Here is an 18,482-nt window from a genome sequence, read left to right as displayed (position 1 = left end):
TTAATCTATCCATCACTTAGAATCTTTCTGCCTCTCGTGGTGCAACTGATCCAGGTTGATTTAAGTAGAAGTTCTTTGCAGCATCATTTTGATAAACACAACTAATTTGTGGCGAACTGCCCAAGTCGCCCGTAAAGGCGAATGTATTCATTCTCTGCTTGCAATCGCGTACTTGCTCTGATGTTACTAACCTTCGTTGCACCAAAAGATCCCAATTACTGGTACGCAGTACACACCCAGGCCGTAGACTAGGTTGAGCAACATAGACATTAAATGGGTTGAGCGAGACAAACAGGCGCGTATCCAACTCCATAGCACTAGCCCCGTACTGTACGCAGAGTTCAGGATTAGGCGCACTAAGATCGATAAACTCTCTAGAAGCCACGTTGGAAGGGCTGAGCGTTGTGGTAGAACTAAAAGCGATACCAATCCCAATTCCTAAAATAAACACCCCTGCTAATACAAAAATTGAGGTGTAATTAAAAGCTGCGGATAAAAAGCTAGGCGATTTAGTTGCAGTGTCTTTGATAGGTTTGCGTTTCATCTTTGCTCAGTTAAGCCAATTACAAATAGATAGTTAAGTTGGTCAGATTTGATCGTAGCGATAGGTACGATGATTCTGCTAGATGCACCATATTGAGATTAGATGTAAATTAATTAACACAATTTTTGTTTAAAAAACAGTGAATCAAAGCTCACGACAACACGGTAGTACAAATCAGTTTTCTCAGTGGCGATCGCTCCTTGCAGATAGCCTCACAGTGTTTTGGGGAGACTGGTTAGATTTGCGCGTACGCATTACCCAAGTTGCCGCTTCTGGACTTGTTGCACCACTGATTTATATTTTAGCTTTTGGGTTGGGTTTGGGTAGCTCTTTGCCACAGCCAGCGATTGGTAATAGTTATTTAGAGTTTATCTTGCCAGGAATGGTGGCGTTATCGTCAATGACAATTGGCTTTGGTGGGACAACGTTCTCAATTTGTGGCGATCGCTTGTTTACTAAAACTTTTGAAGAGATGCTACTTGTTCCAGTTCATCCTCTGGCATTGCATATCGGTAAAATGCTAGCAGGTATTGTGCGCGGGTTGATGACGTCTGGTGCAGTCATTTTAGTAGCAATTCTGTTTACTGGTAGAATCTGGAGTTTTCTTAATCCCTTATTTTTACTGGTACTAGTGCTGAACTGTGCCGTGTTTTCAGGGTTGGGCGTCATTGTTGGGTTAAATGTGCGAGCGCTCGAAAGTGTTGGGCTATATAACAATTTTTTAATTATTCCGATGTCTTTTTTAGGGGCAACATTTTTTGATCCTGCGACTTTACCCATTGGGTTGAAAGTAATTGTTTATCTTCTACCTCTTACCTACACAAGTACTGGACTACGAGCCGCTGCTTATTTACCACTATCACAGTTTCCGTGGTACAGCATACCGATTTTATTAGGATGTGCGATCGCCTTATCGTTACTAGGAGCCTATCAATTTGCTCATCAACAAGATTAAGTTTTTAGTAGTAGGTAATATGATTCGACCGTAAAGCTAAGAAATTTGTTGCTAAACATTAGAAAAAGCAAAATTTATGGTAAGGAGTTAATTAAGTGTGAGAGAAATGTGATTGATAAATTATGAAAAAAATTGTGGCACTCGCATTATTTGTCTTTGCGATGTTGCCTTCAAAGGTGTCTGCACAGACATATGAAGAATTTTATATTTTTGGTGATAGCTTAGTCGATGATGGCAACTTATTTCAACTTACAGGTGGGCTATTTCCACCGAGTCCACCCTATTTTAACGGGCGATTATCTAATGGTCCGGTTTCTGTAGAAATATTAGGAACTGAGTTAGGCATACCCGTTGATGCAACTAATAACTACGGTTTTGCGGGAACAACATCGGGCGATACCAATGCCCTCAATTTCTTGATAGGCTTACAGCTACCGTCATTACCCACACAATTGAATACTTTTCTTGCTACTGCAGGAACTCCTAGCCCTAATGCATTATATGTTTTGTGGGCTGGTGCGAATGATTATATAATTTTGCCACCACAATTACGAACAACTGATACACAAGCTGTAGTTAATAATCTGTTTGATGCATTAACAACACTTGTTAACGCTGGTGCGCGTAATTTAGTTGTGCCTAACTTACCTGATTTGGGAAGTACTCCACAAGAGCGGGTTTTACCAACCGCAGCAGCACTAACAGCAATAACTAATAGTCATAACACAAATTTAAATACTGCACTTCAAGGATTAGCTGCTAATCGTGACGTTAATATTATTCCGCTTGATATCAATGCTTTATTTGGTGAAGTAGTGACCGATCCAATAACTTATGGTTTGACAAATATTAGCGATCGCTGTCTTGGCAACCCAAACTGTACAAACCCTGATCAATTTTTATTCTGGGATGGCATTCATCCATCAGCCCGTGGTCATCAGATTATTAGTGAATACGCTACTGCTGTGATTCTCGTACCACAAGCCATTATTCCTCAAGCTGATGTTGCCTTGAGTATTGCGAAAAGACACGGACAACACATTGATGGGCGTTTATCAGCACTACGTGGTATTCAAACTTCTACTGATGAACGTTTGGGTGTATTTCTTAACGGCAATGTCAATTTTGGCGATCGCGACACCACAAATCGTGAACCTAGCTACGACTTTATTAATACAAACATCACTGCGGGTGTAGACTATCGCGTTACGGATAACCTAGCGCTTGGCGTTGCTTTGGGATATCTCAATAGTGATATTGATTTAAGCAATAACTTAGGCGATATCAACATTGATGGCTATGCTGTTTCAGTGTATGGCAACTTCGTTCAGAATAACTTTTACACTGATGCTGTTCTCAGTTATGGTGACAACAACTTTGATATCACACGCCAAACCAACTTTTATAATCGTACAGCTAGGGCAGATACAAATGGTAATCAGTTCTCAGCAGGTGTCAATAGTGGCTATGTAATTCGCTCAGGAAACTTTGCTTATGGACCTACAATCGGCTTAAGATACGATCGCGTTAACATTGACGGCTACACAGAAAACGGTGCTGATAGCTTGAATATACAAGTTAATGACCAAAAGGCTGAGTCTTTTGTGTTGAGTGTTGGTGCACAAGCAGCAGTTGCTTTGAATACAGATGTTGGTACAGTTATCCCCGCTCTCCGTGCTAGTTACGAACGCGAATTAGCTGACAATAATCGAGAGATTGTAACTGAACTCGTTACCCAACCAGGAATTCCCATGCGAACAACTGTAGGCGATCGCGATCGCGATTACATCAAATTAGGTATTGGCGCACAAGTCGTATTTTCTGAAAATGCAATAGGTTTAATTGATTATGAAACCGTAATTGGACGTGAAAACTTTAACGATCAGATAGTTCGAGGAGAAATTCGTTACCAATTCTAGTTATCAATTCGAGATGAAATCTGTTGCCGATTTTTTTCTCTAAATTCCCAAACTGCATCTGAAGATTCTGACGACTTAATGTAACTAACAAGCAACTTTATATCGAGATTTGGTAATAAATTACTAGTTGTAATTGGAAGATACGTTTCACCTCTTAATTGATAGAGTAAAAGTTGCTCATCTTCCCAAAACCAAACTTCAGACACTCCTAAACCTTGATAAACCTTTAAACTATCAACTCCACCACTAGTCACAACAACTTCAATTGCTAAATCGGGAAACTCTTTATCTGAACCAATACAGTAACACTCATCAGGTTCGATTCCTCTTGCTACGGCTGCTTTCCGAAAAGTCGTAGAGCCTAAAGGATAGTGACGGGCGCGTGTTTCATCCAAGTAGGCTTCTAAAAGCCTAGCAATGATTTTTTTAGTCAACTCGTGCTTGCGTCCAGGGGACATGAACTGTAAGGTTCCTTCGAGATAGGTAATGTGTAATCCAGGAAAATTATCACCGATGATGTCTAAGAATGCTTCGTATTGCTGCCAAGTTACTCCGTTAAGGATTAATATTTGATCTTCTGAAGCTTCTACTTTTTGGAATTTGGCTGCTTCTAATAGATTGGGGTTCATAATGTTACGCTCACTCCGCTTGTATATATGAAATAGTCGAGTGTTAAGCCTATGGCTTGAGAGAACAAATGCCCTACTTATATGTACGAATAAAAAAATGGTTGCGACAAATTATAATTATCAATTCTCCCCTGCTTCTGCTTCCTCTTTCCCCTGTAGCTTAGCGATCTCTTCAAGAACAATTGAATTGGAACGAGTGGCAAAGTCAAGGATTAGGGCAATTTCTTGATCGCTATAACTTGAATACAGCTTGCTCATCGCCTGCGCCATGGAGTCAAAAAGTGGAGAGATCTTTTGCGCAGCTTCTGGAAGCGGTTGAATAATGACTCGACGCCGATCATTGGGATCTCGCTCGCGCCGTACATAGCCTACCTTCTCAAGTCGATCAATCACACCAGTGATTGCGCCAGTGGTAAGCCCTGTTAGATCAGCAAGTCGTCCAGCAGTGATTGGTGATGAAAAGTTAATAATATCCAGACATTCTAGATCGGTACTATTAATTCCCAGCTGTTCAGCAACTGCCTGACTAAATAGTACTGACTGAGCGCTGACCTTTCGCATCTCTTGGTCAAGCGCACTGAGCAACTCGTCACGATTCATTAAATCTGTTGACATATTTTGCCAAGTTGTTTAGCATCTAATTATCTTAGTATCTCAAGTATTTACTTAGTTAAATATATACTTGCTAAGAGTTTACCACTGGTACAAGAAAATCGTTGTCTGAATGTCGGTTTGTAACCTCAGCACAATCCATTGGGAGAAATGTATTATGAATGAATATTCTACACAAGCTTCCCAATCTCTAACCTCGAATCCAGTTGATGAGGCTGCTATCTGTGCGCTGTTTGAGCAGCTGGTGAATAGCTGGAACCAAGGGGCTGGTGATGCCTATGGTGAGCTATTTGAGGAAGATGCAGATTACGTTGCCTTCGATGGTTCTCACACAAAAGGACGCGCGGCGATCGCCATACAACACCAACAACTCTTCGACACATTTTTAAGGGGAACGCGCTTAAAGGGACAAATTGACAGTATGCAATTCTTAAGTCCTGACGTTGCCCTAATACATACAACTGGCGGAACTCTCATGTCTTGGCAGTCAGATGCTTCAATTCCTGGACGAAAATCAATCCAAACTTTAGTTGCCAGAAAACGCGATGGTAAATGGTACTTTGTCGCATTCCACAATACTCGGATTCGACCAATGGATATAGAAACGATCGCTTCTGGAATGACAAATTTGTTGTGGCAGAAGTTGCGCCCAAGCAGATAAAGCGCATTTCAGAACACTAGGGGTAGCCATCCATTTCGTCGAGAACACCACAGTTACAACAGCAAATCTATTTAAAGGAGTCATTATGACACCCACAATTACCCAAATGAGCTTTTCTCTTATAGGAGTAGCAGTAAGCACTACGCTTTTACCTACGCTTCAGTCACCTGCAGTAGCCACTATTCCCAATCAATGTTTGCAGCACGATCAGCATCATAACCCTACAGGAGCAACAATGACTTGTAGAGCGCTGACATCCACTCAACAACAAGACACGGCTGCTATTCGCCAAGTTGTTCAAAAGATGCAAGACGGACAGAACACCCAAAACGGCGCTCAGTTCGCTTCTGCGTTCGCTCTAGAGCACGACTACATCGTTATCAACGGTACATTCATACCAAACTATACAAGAGAAGCCAATGCCCGTACACACCAAGAGCTTTACGATGGCGATCGCCAAAGCTCTCTCGGAGGAAATCTCAACCAGGTAGGTATCCTACTAGATGTCGCTAAAATTCGCTTCCTGACTCCAGAAATTGCCGTGGTGCATCTCAAGAGTCAATCTTATCTGACGACTCGCCCAGACAAGAAACTGGAAGGAATCATAACAACCGTGATGCAGAAGCGAGAGGACAACTGGCAGATTGTGGCGTTTCACAATGCTCCTTTGCTAGAGGGGGAAAACGGACGCGGGTGGATTAATTTACTGCAACAATAGAAAACTACAAGGAGGAGCAAATGAAAAACCTCAATATTGCCTCTAAGTTAACAATCGTTGCTATCTGGGGTAGTGCAATTCCTATGATGGCGATTGTCGGTGTTTTTGGTCGTGGCAACCCTGTTGCTATGGCAGCTCCACCAATTGCGGCTGGTGCAGCTACATTTGCTTTAGTTAAAGACTCCAAAGATTCTCAAGACAAAGAGAAAAAGGAGCTATCAGCTCAAGCAGGGCGTATGAAGATGTTGGAAATGCGGCTAGAAAACTTAGAAGAAATCGCGACTAAAGACAACTATTCATTAATCAAGTCACGAGACTAAGGACACTGGCGACTAAAGTCACGGCTTAATAAACTCTTTCTACCTCCATAGAATAACGAAAAGTCAGGGTTATAGAAATCTATGAAGTTAGATTTTGTTTGTGTAGCTGCAGTTTCAACCGAATCAGCTCTTTTCTGACGGTTTAACACGATGAAATTTATTGGTATTGATTTTGGATGGCGATCGCAACCGAGTGGCTTATGTTGCTTAGAGTGGCAAGATAACGAGTTACAACTTGTAGATTTAGATAGAAAAGAAGCGATCGCCGACATTTTCACTTGGATTGATACCAAAGTAGAACTCAACGTACCAGCAATCGTAGCTGTAGACGCCCCTACACTAATCCCCAACATCACAGGAACGCGATTACCTGACAAACTCACGCACAAGTACTTTGGTAAATACCACGCAGGATGCTACCCAGCAAACCAAAGTCTAGCCTTCGCCCAACGTACTATCAACTTCGGCTTAGAACTCGAAGCACGAGGATTCACCCACGCCCCACAGATCAAACCTAAAATTCTAGGAAGATACCAAATCGAAGTTTTCCCTCACCCTGCAATTGTTCACTTATTCGATTTAAACCGCATTCTCAAATACAAAAAAGGACGCTTGAGCGATCGCCGTGTAGAACTCGCCAAACTCTTCAACTACATTCATCACATCCTGCCCACGCTACAACCTTCTTTGCGTCCTCTGCACCAATGTGGTTCGTTTCCTCAAGAAATCCCCAATACCGGAACTGCCCTCAAAGCACTTGAAGACAAACTTGATAGCCTCATCTGTGCTTATGTAGCAGCCTATTGGTGGTACTGGGGAACCGAACGAAATATTGTACTTGGCGATCGCACGACAGGTTACATTGTCGTACCGCAAAAATTAAGGAGTTTTGAGTTTTGAATTAAAAGAATTTGCTTAACTTGGCACTCATAACTCTAGAAGAAGTTTTGAGTCCTCAAGAGTATTGAATTGTGCAGATTCTTAACTCATAACTCAACACTTCACGACTCATAACTCTATTAACTTGCCCACATAATTACCCTAGGCTCATGCGGACTCGAAAGAAGAGTATGCTTCGGTAAGACGCGCAACGATAAGCCCTGTAAGCCAGAAGTTGTGTAAGTAATCGTGCCAGTATAAATGCTATAACCTTGCTGATCGCGACCTTGGCACTCCATTTCTTGCGCAATCCCGTTAACAATTTCGCCACTAGCATCAACTGCACCTTGATAAAGTTCTACCTGCACATCCTCTGGCAAAAGATTAGCCAAATCAACTTGGGCTTTCACAGCAATATTCTGATTAACTTGGACATCAGACCCCGTAGCGATATCAACATTGGCAATTTTGATATTAAACCAGCGGTCGAGGAGATTAACTTTCCACTGTGCTAATTCTCGTGCAGGAGTGTAGTTGTTAACAGTCAAAGTATGGTAGCGATCGCTTGCGGGAAAATAAGCTTTAGTTGCATATTCGCGTACCATCCGCGCTGTGTTAAAAAATGGACAGTTGTAACGAATTGCGGCTTTCATTTTGGCAGTCCACGAACGCGGTAGCCCATCAGGATCGCGGTGATAGAACAAGGGGACAACTTCTTTTTCGAGTAACTCATAAAAAGCATTGGCTTCGACTTCATCTTGGTAGTGGGGATCGTCGTAAGATTCGCCGTGTCCAATCGCCCAACCTGTACGGACATAATCAGCTTCATCCCACCAACCATCAAGGACACTCAAGTTAAGCAACCCATTCATCGCCGCCTTCATCCCACTTGTACCCGAAGCTTCTCTAGGGCGACGTGGTGTATTTAGCCAAACATCAGAACCAGCAACAAGTAAACGAGCAATGTGAATATCATAGTTGGGGACAAATACGACTTGCTTTTCTGCGCCATGTTCTTGAATAAAATGGTTAATATCGCGGATCAGTTCTTTGCCAGGGATATCTTTTGGATGGGCTTTACCGGCAATGACAAATTGCACCTTGCGGTCTTTTGCCGTGAGAATGCGCTTGATTCTTTCAATATCTCGCATCCATAATGTCGCCCGCTTATAAGTTGCAAAGCGTCTGGCAAAGCCAATTGTTAAAGTTGAGGGGTCGAGAACTTCCTGTGAAGAAGCGATTTCTTGAGGCGAAGCACCGCGATCGCGCAAATGCTTCACTAAGTGTTCGCGCACTGCGACAATCATCTCTACCTTACAGCGCTCGTGGTTGCGCCATAACTCTTCGTCTGGAATTGCCTCAACACGTTCCCACAGTTGATGATCGGTTGGTGCAGATGACCAAGTAGGACCTAGGTAGCGATCGTATAATTCTTGCGTTGATTTAGCAACACAACTACGCGCATGAACACCATTCGTAATTGCGGTAATCGGAACTTCATCTTCAGGTAGGTTGCGCCACAAACCCTGAAACATCTCACGCGACACGACACCATGCAATTGCGCCACACCATTGGCAAACGTTGCCATTTTCAGTGCTAAAACTGCCATACTAAAGGGTGCTGTCAAATCACCCGTGTTTTCTCTCCCTAGTCCTAAAAATTGATCTTTAGATAATCCAAAAATATCGGCATAGTGTCCTAAGTAGTACAAAACTTTATCGGGTGGAAACAAGTCAATTCCTGCTGGTACAGGAGTGTGAGTTGTAAAGATATTACTTGAAATGACAACTTGCCTTGCTGTGGCATAATCTAGCCCTTCTTCTTGAATTAAGCCACGCATCCGTTCCAACGTCAGAAAAGCTGAGTGTCCCTCATTCATGTGGTACGCTGTCACTTTGTATCCCAATGCCTTAAGCATCAAAACACCGCCAATCCCCAACATAATTTCTTGGTGGATGCGCATATCAATGTCACCACCGTATAGCTGATCGGTGATGTCGTGATCGTAGGGATTATTAGGCTCAATATTTGTATCAAGCAAGTAAAGCGGGTTTCTGCCAACTTGCACGCGCCATACCCTGGCATAAACATTACGTCCAGGATAAGGAACGGCAATGTGTAATTCTGAACCATCAGCATTGCGTTCTAAATGCAATGGCATATTGTAGAAATCATTAATCGGGTAGCGTTCTTGTTGCCAGCCATCAGGGTTAAGATACTGCGCAAAATAGCCTTGCTGGTACAGTAAACCGACTCCTACGAGTGGTAATCCTAGATCGCTAGCTGATTTAAGGTGATCGCCTGCTAAAACCCCCAAACCTCCAGAATAGATCGGTAAGCAATCAACTAATCCGAATTCTGCAGAAAAATACGCGTAACACTCTGAGTCTTGAGTGCGATTTCTTCCGTACCAAGTTCCATCTTGCAAATATTCATCTAACTGACGCGCCGCCCGATCCATCTGCGCTAAAAAACCTTCGTCTTCCACAACTTCTTGCAGTCGCGTTTGACTAATTGTTCCTAACATTAAAACAGGATTGTGATGACTCGATTCCCATAAGTCTAGATCTAAGCGGCGGAACAAGTCTTTCGCTTCAGTGTTCCAGTCCCAGTGAATGTTATAGGCTAGTTGCCGCAATTTTTCTAGATGAGGCGGCAAAGCTGGAGAAACGTTGAATGTATGGATTGGTTGCATAAGATGGCAGAGATTATGTGTTCAGTTATGGCTATTGTTTAACCACTTCTGCCTGAAGTTGGCAACTATTAATACTTTATGGCGAATTCAGCGATCGCCCTTTCGGCTTATAAAATAACTGAGTTACTATGGCCATCGCGATTCTAGTGAAACCTTAACATCAAACTCGCGTCAAAGTCTGCAGGTATTCAATTAGACAATCTCAACTAAAAAAGGACAACATTTGGGTATGATGATAAGGACTATCTGCAAATTTAAGTCGCAGTTTCCTTTAGCTTCTCATACCGCTTGGAGATATTTCTATGTTGACTCTTAAAATTGTTGTGTATGTTGTTGTCACCTTCTTCGTTGGTATATTTGTCTTTGGCTTTTTGTCCAACGACCCTGCACGTAACCCAGGTCGGCGGGATCTCGAATAACCAAAACCTACAAGATGCCGTAGACCAAGCAGCAGTTCAGTTAATGTCTGCTACTGGTAATTGGTTAGAAGTGCGGTTGAGGTCATACACCGGTCTGTCTGTTTGCTTATTGTGACTGAAATATGACTCATGCAGCACCGCCCCCTGAACCACATCATATTGTTCTGCCCTCTACGGCAATTTCTTCTCATCGTCAGTCATCATCTTCGGTGCAATCTCAATTTAGTGCAGCCAAAGACGCTACACTTTTGGGCGAAACAATTTCTATTGGTTATCCTATTGAGCAAAATAGCACTGTTGTAGAAGCGTCTTCTGATGCGATTCCAACTTTAGATGTCAGCAACGGAAACAGCCATACAATCGCCAAGTTAAAAAAATTTGCGACCGAAACAACCGCACAGCTACCAGAAAATAGTGATACTAATTTACCAACACTAGATTTTAGTGCGCCAGCACCAACGGCACAAGAACCAGTACAAACGACACCACACTCACCAAGTCAACCTCTGCCTCAGCAAGCCCCTAGGGTTCGCGATCGCGTTGTTGAACTCAATTCAAATTACCAAGAATACGATGCGCAGCGGCAAATTGTCACCGCCGAAGGTGATGTTCTTTTACGATACGATGGCACTGTGTTAGATGCCGATCGCCTGCAAGTGAATTTAGAAAATTTAATCGGCGTCGGCGAAGGAAATGTTGCTTTGACACGCGGACAACAAATCATCCGTGGCGATCGCTTTACTTACAACCTGGTTCAAGATAGAGGAAATGTACTCAATGCAAGTGGAGAAGTTTTTATTCCTACTGCTAGAGAAGATTTTACACCAATACCAACAGATGTCACTGCTGGGGGAGTCGCACCACAACCATTAAGCGATCGCATTAGCGCAAATCAACCGCTACAAAAAGTTACAAGTCCTGGTGGTATTAACATTGGTACTGGTTCTGTAACTTCACCACAACAAGGAGGAGAAATCCGCCGCTTACGCGTTGAAGCTGACACAATTAATTTTTATCCTGAAGGTTGGCAAGCAACCAATGTTCGCATCACCAACGATCCATTTTCCCCTCCAGAGTTAGAGTTACGCGCTGATACAATGACCCTGATTCGCGAAACACCCTCGCGCGATCGCATTAGAACAACAGGACAGCGCTTAGTTTTTGACCAAGGTTTATCAATCCCGATTCCACGCAACGAACAAGTTATTGACCGCAGACAACGGCAAGTGACTCCAGGCTTAGTCAACTTAGGCTACGATAGCGAAGATCGTGGAGGATTGTTTGTTGAACGCAGTTTTAATGTGATTGATAGTGAAGCAGTACGTGTCAGCGTCACTCCACAAGTTTTTGTGCAACAAGCCATTACCGAAAGTGGTGGTAATATTTTCAGCCCCGATCTATTTGGCGTACGCGGTAGTTTAGATGCTACTTTAGGACCACAAACAACGCTTACGGGCTTAGCAGTTCTTCCAGGACTAACAGACATTGGAGATAACTTACGCGCTAGTTTACGGTTGCGTACTCCCCTCAATATTCTTGAAAGACCGCACGGATTAACACTGGAGTATAGCTACCGCGATCGCTTGTACAACGGTTCCTTGGGCTATCAAACAGTCCGTAGTAGTCTTGGTGGAATTGTGACTTCTCCAGTCATTCCTTTAGGAGACACCGGATTTAATCTAAGCTATCAAGCTGGAGCACAATACATTACAGCAAACACTGATCGCATCGATTTACTCGAACCGATTCGCGATAATAATCGAGTTTCTCTAGGTCGCTTGCAAGGTAGTGCGGCTCTTAGTCGCGGATTCTTACTCTGGCGAGGAACTCCTTTACCCGCAACCGCAACTCAAGGATTGCGCTATACACCTACACCAGTCATTCCCTACGTACAATTGTACGCTGGTGTGCGAGGTGACGCGAGTTTTTATAGTAGTGGCGACCAACAAACGTTATTGACTGGAACAGTTGGTATCCAAGGGCAGTTTGGTCATTTCTCTCGACCATTTTTGGACTATACTGGCTTCAATATTGCTTACTCCCAAGGCATACGAGGTGGTACATCACCATTTTTATTTGATCGTGCGGCTGATAGGAGCGTTTTGTCAGTAGGAATTACACAGCAAATTTATGGGCCATTTCGCCTTGGCGTGCAGACTTCAATTAATGTAAATACAGGTCGAGATCTCAGTACCGACTACGTTCTCGAATACAGTCGCCGTACTTATGGCGTTGTCCTCCGCTACAATCCAACTCTAGAGTTAGGATCTCTCACTTTGAGAATCAGTGACTTCAACTGGGTTGGTGGTACAGATCCTTTCTCAGGTTCTGAGGTAAGACCAGTTTTAGGTGGAGTGCGGCAGGAGTAATTGATTTTACACCACGCTGGATCGTTGAACCCGAAAAATGTGTTATTCTTGCTTTGCAATTGGGTGATGGAGCTCACCCTAACCGCCAATTAAGGCTAATGGCTCCTACTGTTCTGGCTTGCCAGGGAGTAGGGCTTTGCAGTGAATGCTTCTCTTGCTCCTTTTGGCAACACCACCGTTGCTGTACTTTACGAAGGAGAGAGAAGTGTTAGCTAGTGCACTTTGGATTTTATCAATGGGGTTTTTTGCAGGTCAGCTTGCCCAACGGTTAGGCGCACCTCCCCTCATTGGTATGATTTTAGTTGGCATTGCGATAGGTCCGCAATCAGCAGATTTTATTAGTCCTGAAGTTTTAGATGCAGCCGATGACTTACGGTTAGTTGCGGTCATGATTATCTTAATGAAAGCAGGACTTGGGTTAGACCGAGAAAAGCTAGCACAACAAGGAACAGTAGCATTAAGATTAGGGTTTCTCCCAGCATCAACAGAAGCAGTAGTTGTTGCTTTCTTGTCGATGTTTCTATTCAACTTTGATTTCTTGACTGGCTTACTGTTGGGCTGTGTTGTCGGAGCAGAGTCACCTGCGGTGATTGTACCAGGAATGTTGCGGCTGAAGAGTTTGGGCTGGGGAGTCGCCAAAGGAATTCCCGATGCAATTTTGACAGGAAGTGCGCTATCTGATGTCTTGCTTTTACTGGTATTTAGCTTATTACTTAACTTTTTGGGACAACAAGGGGGTGAACCAGTAACACTTTTTGCTGGTATTACGTTGTCTCCTTTACAACTTTTACCTTTTCAGGTAATTCTAGAAATTGTCTTGGGATTAGCAGCAGGTTTCCTCTTTGCACGGTTGTTGGTGTTAGTGCTGGTTCAGCAATGGACGCGCAGTGTTGTTCAGGACATGATTATTGCAACTGGCGCAGCATTATTTCTCGTCATTTTTACCGAAGTATTTCCCTACTATTCTGGCTATCTTGCTGTCATGGCAATGGGTTTCTTTTTAATTGAATTCGATGCACCCGTTGCACGTTTGATTCGTGGTGGATTTGATGTGTTGTGGACAGTAGCAGAGATCGTCTTATTTGTACTACTGGGAGCAACTATTCAGCTTGAGGTGTTAGGTAATATCTTACTACCTGGGTTGTTGCTGTTAACTCTTAGTTTAGTTGTTGGTCGAGCGATTGGTTGGTATCTCTCAACTTTAGGCAGCAACTGGACTTGGCAAGAAAAGGTGTTCTTACTACCAGGAAATATGGCAAAGGCGACAGTACAAGCTGCAATTGGTGCATTACCTTTAGCTGCAGGAATTGAAGGCGGCGAAATAATTTTGGCGATCGCCGCACTCTCAATCTTGACAACGGCTCCCATTGGTGCGTGGGCAACGCAGGTGTTTGCACCCAAACTATTGGAAAAAGGAGAAGTCGATCCCACCAAAGTTGCAGTTACAGGTCGTCCTGTGTTTCTAGCAGCGGTAGATACTTCATCACTTGCGGTTCCAGTCCTTCGCAAAGCGGCTGATTTAGCACGACGAAGCAGTGGCGAAGTGATTGTGTTATACATCGACAATGTGGGAGACAAACGCACCGTAGACGAACTTCAAAGCAAGGCAAAACAGTTACTTGCGGATATTCGCTATGAGTTTCTCACGCAATCTGGTGCAGTTCCAGAAGCGATCGTGCAAGTTGCCCAAGCGCGCCAAGTAACAGATGTCGTCATTGGTAAACGGGGACACCGCGTTTGGGAAAAAGTCGTTCTTGGTTCTGTTTCTCAAGCCGTTTTAGAAATGAGTCCAATTCCTGTTATCACAGTTGATGGCTAATGCTGCTAATTGCTACGAGTTAGTTTGTCAAATCGTTTCAACCACTGCCAGAATTTGAATAACAATTTTTCTAACCACAGCATAGCGCGGTCTAACCATTCGAGGACTTGCTCTAAAGGATGTTTGACATAACCTACGGCGATCGCACTCACATCGATCCACTCAGAAGTGGGATTAATTTGAGCAGGATTGGTTGTTGGTGATGGTTCAGGAGTTTCAGTAGCGATCGCATTTGATACTGTGTTTTGTGCGATCGCATTCGTTCGCCGTACTTTTACTAATGCAGTAACTACATTAATTTTTGGCTTGAATCTTTGCCAACCATTAATGAGCTTTCGGCGTAGAAAATCACTTGTTTTATTCTCAGGAAGAACTTTATTTGGTATTTGTGTAGATACTGTTTCTTGTACTTGGGCTTCTGATTCTACTTCACCAAATAAGTCACTCAGCGATAACCAAGGATCTTCAATGGTAGGTGATGAAACACCAGGTAATTGAGACACAGGGCGAAATGGTATTCTTTCCGGTTGCGTCTTTCTAGAAAATTGCAAAGATTTTACTGGCGTATTTTTCCCTATTTTTGTGTTACTGCTACTTCCAAAAAAGAAATCAATTGCTGCCCAGATTAAAGCTTGAATTCGTAAAGTTTGACTTGTAGAATTATCCGATTCAATATTGTTTTGATTTGCTGTATCCGCTAGTATAGTTGTGCTATTTAATTGACTTTGCCAATGTTGAGTGAGTGCGAAAGAATGCGATTCGATTTCGGCAAAAACGCGATCAAGCAAATTCAGCGGTGTTGCATCAATCAGTAAATTACCTGGACTTGTCTTCCCGTTAAGTTGTGTTGGCATTTGGGAAGCATACGCTAAGCGCTGACAGCGCCAGTAGGTTGCAACTTCTCCCTCAATCGTGGCTTGTAGTTGTTCCTGCTGTTGTGGCGTAAAAACATTAAGAATTTCATTTTCAGTTGTGACTAAGACTAAGTTACGATTTGTAAGCTCAGTCGCAATTCCACGAATGACTCGTCGATTGTTCTTCAGTTTTGCAGCAACAGGTATCCACTCCACAGGTGAAGCGGTTGTGTCTTGGGGATTTGGATGGAATAACTCTTTAGTTTGTTGGGCTAAATGAATGATTCGTGGCGAGAACCAAGCGAAGATATTTGATTGTGGTTGCTCATCTTGCTGAGGTCGTGTAATTTCTTCAGTAGGCGTTTCAAATAGCTGCAATACTTGCTGAATGGGTGTATCTGTGCTAGGAGTTTGCGGGGAAGAATCTTGCTGAGGTGCTTGTAGCTGTGGTGACGCTGGCTTGGGAGAAAACTTAAGCTTCCGTGTTGATTGAAATAAAGCGTAGAAAGGATACAAGACGGCTGGTGCTATCCAACTCGTAGCAAATTGAATTTGGCGAAAAGCGCGATCACATTGTTCTGTAAACCGCCGCGATTGCTGGTGAATAAAATTGAAGAGTTTGCTTTGATAGCGACCAGAAGCCGAAGACATACTTTGGATTAGGTTAAGGGATTAAAAGTTACGCTCATTTAGCTTGGGTAATGGGTAATAAGTATTTTTTCCAATTACCAATGACCAGTCTTCTCGTTACGTTAATTGTCACCTACTGATTCAATAATCTGATTTTATCGAAAAGATGACCTCCACAGTGCCGCAAACTTATAGCAACTTAATCTCAGCAGTTTAACAATAGTCTGTAGAACTTCCAAATATTCCTAAAGAGTTATTATGTAATGTGTCGCTAAACCAGTACTCAGGTAAGCTTTTGTGGTTAACAATGCGATCAAACATTTTGAGTAACCATTCTTCAAATGAGAAAGCAATTGGAGACTCCTTCCATTTTGAAGATGGATAATCTTGATCGCAGTCCAAAACAGGATACTCATCTCCAACAAATGCTGTATCAAAAGCGCAAAAATCACCTGTGCTTACACGCCCCAAGTAGGCAAATGCAAGAATGGATGGATCTTCTGGATCATTAAATGGGCTGGAGGTTATACGTCTATAATGCCTATAGCTTAGCAATTCTCCAGTTCCAAAAATCTTAATTCCGGAACCCGCCCACCAAACATCATCTGAGCAAGCTTCTAATTCTTCACTATAAAACAGATGAGCGCCATTAGATCTCAGCAAAAATTCTCGATAACTGCGTGGAAGTGATAAATTTAATTCGCGTTCACATTTATTAATCTCCTCTTGCTGCACGCTGCTATTGAAATGACACTTGCAGTCGAGCGAAAACTCTCGAAAAATGTCATTTGCCAGATCCAGTGACTTACACAGCCAATCATACATAATCTGTCTTTGCTAGATTAAATCACTTCAGCGCAGCAGATGCTAGAAATAAACATTTTTTCCCATTACCGATTACTAATTACCAGCCCTTAAGTAATGTGTAACATCTAAATGCCCCAATTTTATCGAAACGATGACTTCCACAGAACCTCAGACTTATAGCAACTCGATCTCAGCCGTGATTGCGAAACTTCGCGATCGCACTCAAGTCAATGTTCAAGCACGTTGGCGAATTTTAGATGAATCGCAAGCTGAAGTAAAACTTAATGATAGAGAACACATTGCTTGGTCAGCGGGGCAAAAAGTACTGTGGTTAACCCAAAAATTTGTTATTCCCAATGATTTATCAGGGTATCCAATTGCAGGTTTAAGTTTGCGTTTAGCGCTTACCTGGTGGGCGGAAGCTGCACAAATCTATGTTAACGATCAACTTGTTCAAGAAGGCGATTTATTCGATTGTTCAACTCGCGTATTACTAAGTTCAGCAGTAATACCAGGCGAAGAAATTACAGTAAGTTTACGCTTGGTAAGTCCAAATCACGATGCTGGGGCTTTAGTGCGATCGCTTTGTCTTTATGAATCTACCGACACCGCCTATCCTGAACCTGGCTTTATTGCGGATGAACTTGCTGTTTTACAACAATACTTAGAAACGTTCCATCCTGAAAAATTATCAATCCTCGCGACAGCGCTTGCACAAATTGATTGGTCAATTTTAAGCGACAAGCACGCATTTACAGAATCACTGCTTACCATTCGTTCTTCGGTGCAATACTTAGCACAAGAGATTAAGCAACGCCAAATTCAACTTCTCGGTCATGCACACCTTGATTTAGCTTGGTTATGGGCAATTAGCGATACCTGGGAAGCCGCACAACGGACATTTACTTCAGTTCTCAATCTTCAACAAGATTTTCCAGAATTAATATTTTGTCATTCTACGCCTGCGCTTTACGCCTGGATCGAAGAACATCGCCCTGATTTATTCGCAGCAATTCAACAACAAGTTAATACTGGACGCTGGGAAATTGTGGGCGGATTGTGGGTAGAACCTGAACTGAATTTAGTCAGTGGCGAATCGATTGTACGTCAGCTATTGTACGGTCAACGCTATGTTTTAGCGAAATTTGGTGCGATTTCTACAGTAGCGTGGCTACCCGATAGTTTTGGTTTTTGTGCTACGTTACCACAGTTTCTCCAGCAAGCCGGAATCGAGTATTTTGTTACGCAAAAGTTACTTTGGAACGATACGACAAAGTTTCCCTATGGTGCTTTTTGGTGGCGATCGCCTGATGGAAGCGCAATATTAAGTCTCATGTCTGCCCCGATTGGTGAAGGTATTGACCCGATCAAAATGGCGACTTATGCCTGCAACTGGGAACAGCAAACAAGTTTCAAAGCTTCGCTCTGGCTTCCTGGAGTCGGCGATCACGGTGGTGGTCCGACTCGCGATATGTTAGAAGTCGCCCAAAGATGGCAAAATTCTGCCTTCTTCCCTCAACTAACATTTACTACAGCACAAAAGTATCTTCAGCAAATCCGCAGTACTTCTCAACGTGATGAAGAAATCACCTCTCAACGCCACTTGCTACAACAGGGGACACCCCTGCAACGCAGTGGCTCCCCCTCACCC

At 43.1% G+C, this 18,482-nt stretch carries 16 protein-coding genes and 1 riboswitch; of the genes, 10 read left to right on the top strand and 6 right to left on the bottom strand.

What is annotated here, in order from left to right:
- Window positions 1-16 precede the first annotated feature (16 nt).
- A complete protein-coding gene (locus IQ230_RS15890) occupies window positions 17-544 on the bottom strand; it encodes a DUF3172 domain-containing protein (RefSeq protein ID WP_193932987.1) in 528 nt (175 codons plus the stop codon).
- A gap of 139 nt (window positions 545-683) precedes the next feature.
- Between IQ230_RS15890 and IQ230_RS15885 the strand changes: the two genes are divergently transcribed.
- Window positions 684-1,499 carry an ABC transporter permease gene (locus tag IQ230_RS15885; RefSeq protein WP_193932986.1) on the top strand — a complete coding sequence of 272 codons (816 nt, stop codon included), beginning with the start codon at window positions 684-686 and terminating at the stop codon, window positions 1,497-1,499.
- A 122-nt stretch (window positions 1,500-1,621) separates the two neighbouring features.
- Window positions 1,622-3,418, top strand: coding sequence for an autotransporter domain-containing protein (locus tag IQ230_RS15880; protein WP_193932983.1), 1,797 nt, complete (start codon window positions 1,622-1,624; stop codon window positions 3,416-3,418).
- Here the strand turns inward: IQ230_RS15880 and IQ230_RS15875 are convergent.
- Together IQ230_RS15875 and IQ230_RS15870 are read right to left on the bottom strand one after the other, a co-directional pair.
- Window positions 3,415-4,047, bottom strand: a complete 633-nt coding sequence (locus IQ230_RS15875; protein ID WP_193932973.1) for a Uma2 family endonuclease — start codon at window positions 4,045-4,047, stop codon at window positions 3,415-3,417. The two genes, IQ230_RS15880 and IQ230_RS15875, sit on opposite strands and share 4 nt — an antisense overlap.
- A gap of 120 nt (window positions 4,048-4,167) precedes the next feature.
- Window positions 4,168-4,662: a MarR family transcriptional regulator gene (locus IQ230_RS15870; RefSeq protein ID WP_228055016.1), complete on the bottom strand. Its 495-nt coding sequence runs from the start codon at window positions 4,660-4,662 to the stop codon at window positions 4,168-4,170.
- A gap of 154 nt (window positions 4,663-4,816) precedes the next feature.
- On the opposite strand from IQ230_RS15870, the gene IQ230_RS15865 reads away from it, so the two are divergent.
- From IQ230_RS15865 to IQ230_RS15850, 4 genes are all read left to right on the top strand, one after another.
- Window positions 4,817-5,320, top strand: a complete 504-nt coding sequence (locus IQ230_RS15865) for an SgcJ/EcaC family oxidoreductase (RefSeq protein WP_193932971.1) — start codon at window positions 4,817-4,819, stop codon at window positions 5,318-5,320.
- Window positions 5,321-5,405: 85 nt separating this feature from the next.
- The gene (locus tag IQ230_RS15860; protein WP_228055015.1) at window positions 5,406-6,038 is read left to right on the top strand and encodes an SgcJ/EcaC family oxidoreductase; all 633 of its coding nucleotides are present in this window, start codon (window positions 5,406-5,408) and stop codon (window positions 6,036-6,038) included.
- Window positions 6,039-6,058: 20 nt separating this feature from the next.
- Window positions 6,059-6,358 carry a hypothetical protein gene (locus tag IQ230_RS15855; RefSeq protein ID WP_193932961.1) on the top strand — a complete coding sequence of 100 codons (300 nt, stop codon included), beginning with the start codon at window positions 6,059-6,061 and terminating at the stop codon, window positions 6,356-6,358.
- 150 nt (window positions 6,359-6,508) lie between these two features.
- Window positions 6,509-7,258 carry a DUF429 domain-containing protein gene (locus IQ230_RS15850; RefSeq protein WP_193932959.1) on the top strand — a complete coding sequence of 250 codons (750 nt, stop codon included), beginning with the start codon at window positions 6,509-6,511 and terminating at the stop codon, window positions 7,256-7,258.
- Window positions 7,259-7,377: 119 nt separating this feature from the next.
- Here the strand turns inward: IQ230_RS15850 and glgP are convergent, their stop codons facing one another.
- Entirely contained in the window at window positions 7,378-9,933 is a 2,556-nt protein-coding gene (gene glgP / locus IQ230_RS15845; protein WP_193932957.1) for an alpha-glucan family phosphorylase, read from the bottom strand.
- A gap of 302 nt (window positions 9,934-10,235) precedes the next feature.
- On the opposite strand from glgP, the gene IQ230_RS15840 reads away from it, so the two are divergent.
- From IQ230_RS15840 to IQ230_RS15830, 3 genes are all read left to right on the top strand, one after another.
- A complete protein-coding gene (locus IQ230_RS15840) occupies window positions 10,236-10,352 on the top strand; it encodes a photosystem II reaction center protein I (RefSeq protein ID WP_099700006.1) in 117 nt (38 codons plus the stop codon).
- A gap of 122 nt (window positions 10,353-10,474) precedes the next feature.
- Window positions 10,475-12,721 (top strand): DUF3769 domain-containing protein, encoded by a 2,247-nt coding sequence (locus IQ230_RS15835; protein WP_193932955.1) that lies wholly within the window; start codon window positions 10,475-10,477, stop codon window positions 12,719-12,721.
- Window positions 12,722-12,774: 53 nt separating this feature from the next.
- Window positions 12,775-12,836, top strand: a riboswitch (Fluoride riboswitch).
- 90 nt (window positions 12,837-12,926) lie between these two features.
- Window positions 12,927-14,540, top strand: coding sequence for a cation:proton antiporter (locus IQ230_RS15830; RefSeq protein ID WP_193932953.1), 1,614 nt, complete (start codon window positions 12,927-12,929; stop codon window positions 14,538-14,540).
- Between the two features lie 5 nt (window positions 14,541-14,545).
- On the opposite strand, the gene IQ230_RS15825 is transcribed toward IQ230_RS15830, so the two are convergent.
- Entirely contained in the window at window positions 14,546-16,045 is a 1,500-nt protein-coding gene (locus IQ230_RS15825) for a hypothetical protein (protein ID WP_193932951.1), read from the bottom strand.
- Window positions 16,046-16,237: 192 nt separating this feature from the next.
- On the bottom strand, window positions 16,238-16,849 hold the full coding sequence (locus IQ230_RS15820; RefSeq protein WP_228055014.1) for an SMI1/KNR4 family protein: 612 nt from the start codon (window positions 16,847-16,849) through the stop codon (window positions 16,238-16,240).
- Window positions 16,850-16,982: 133 nt separating this feature from the next.
- Here IQ230_RS15820 and IQ230_RS15815 point away from each other — a divergent pair.
- Window positions 16,983-18,482, top strand: a 1,500-nt coding sequence (locus IQ230_RS15815) for a glycoside hydrolase family 38 N-terminal domain-containing protein (protein WP_456071379.1), incomplete at its 3' end; no start/stop codon positions are given.

Origin of the sequence: Gloeocapsopsis crepidinum LEGE 06123 (assembly GCF_015207655.1) — a bacterium.
Classification (GTDB): domain Bacteria; phylum Cyanobacteriota; class Cyanobacteriia; order Cyanobacteriales; family Chroococcidiopsidaceae; genus Gloeocapsopsis; species Gloeocapsopsis crepidinum.
Note: the sequence above shows the minus strand (reverse complement) of the source record. Positions and strands in the feature narration are given on the sequence as shown.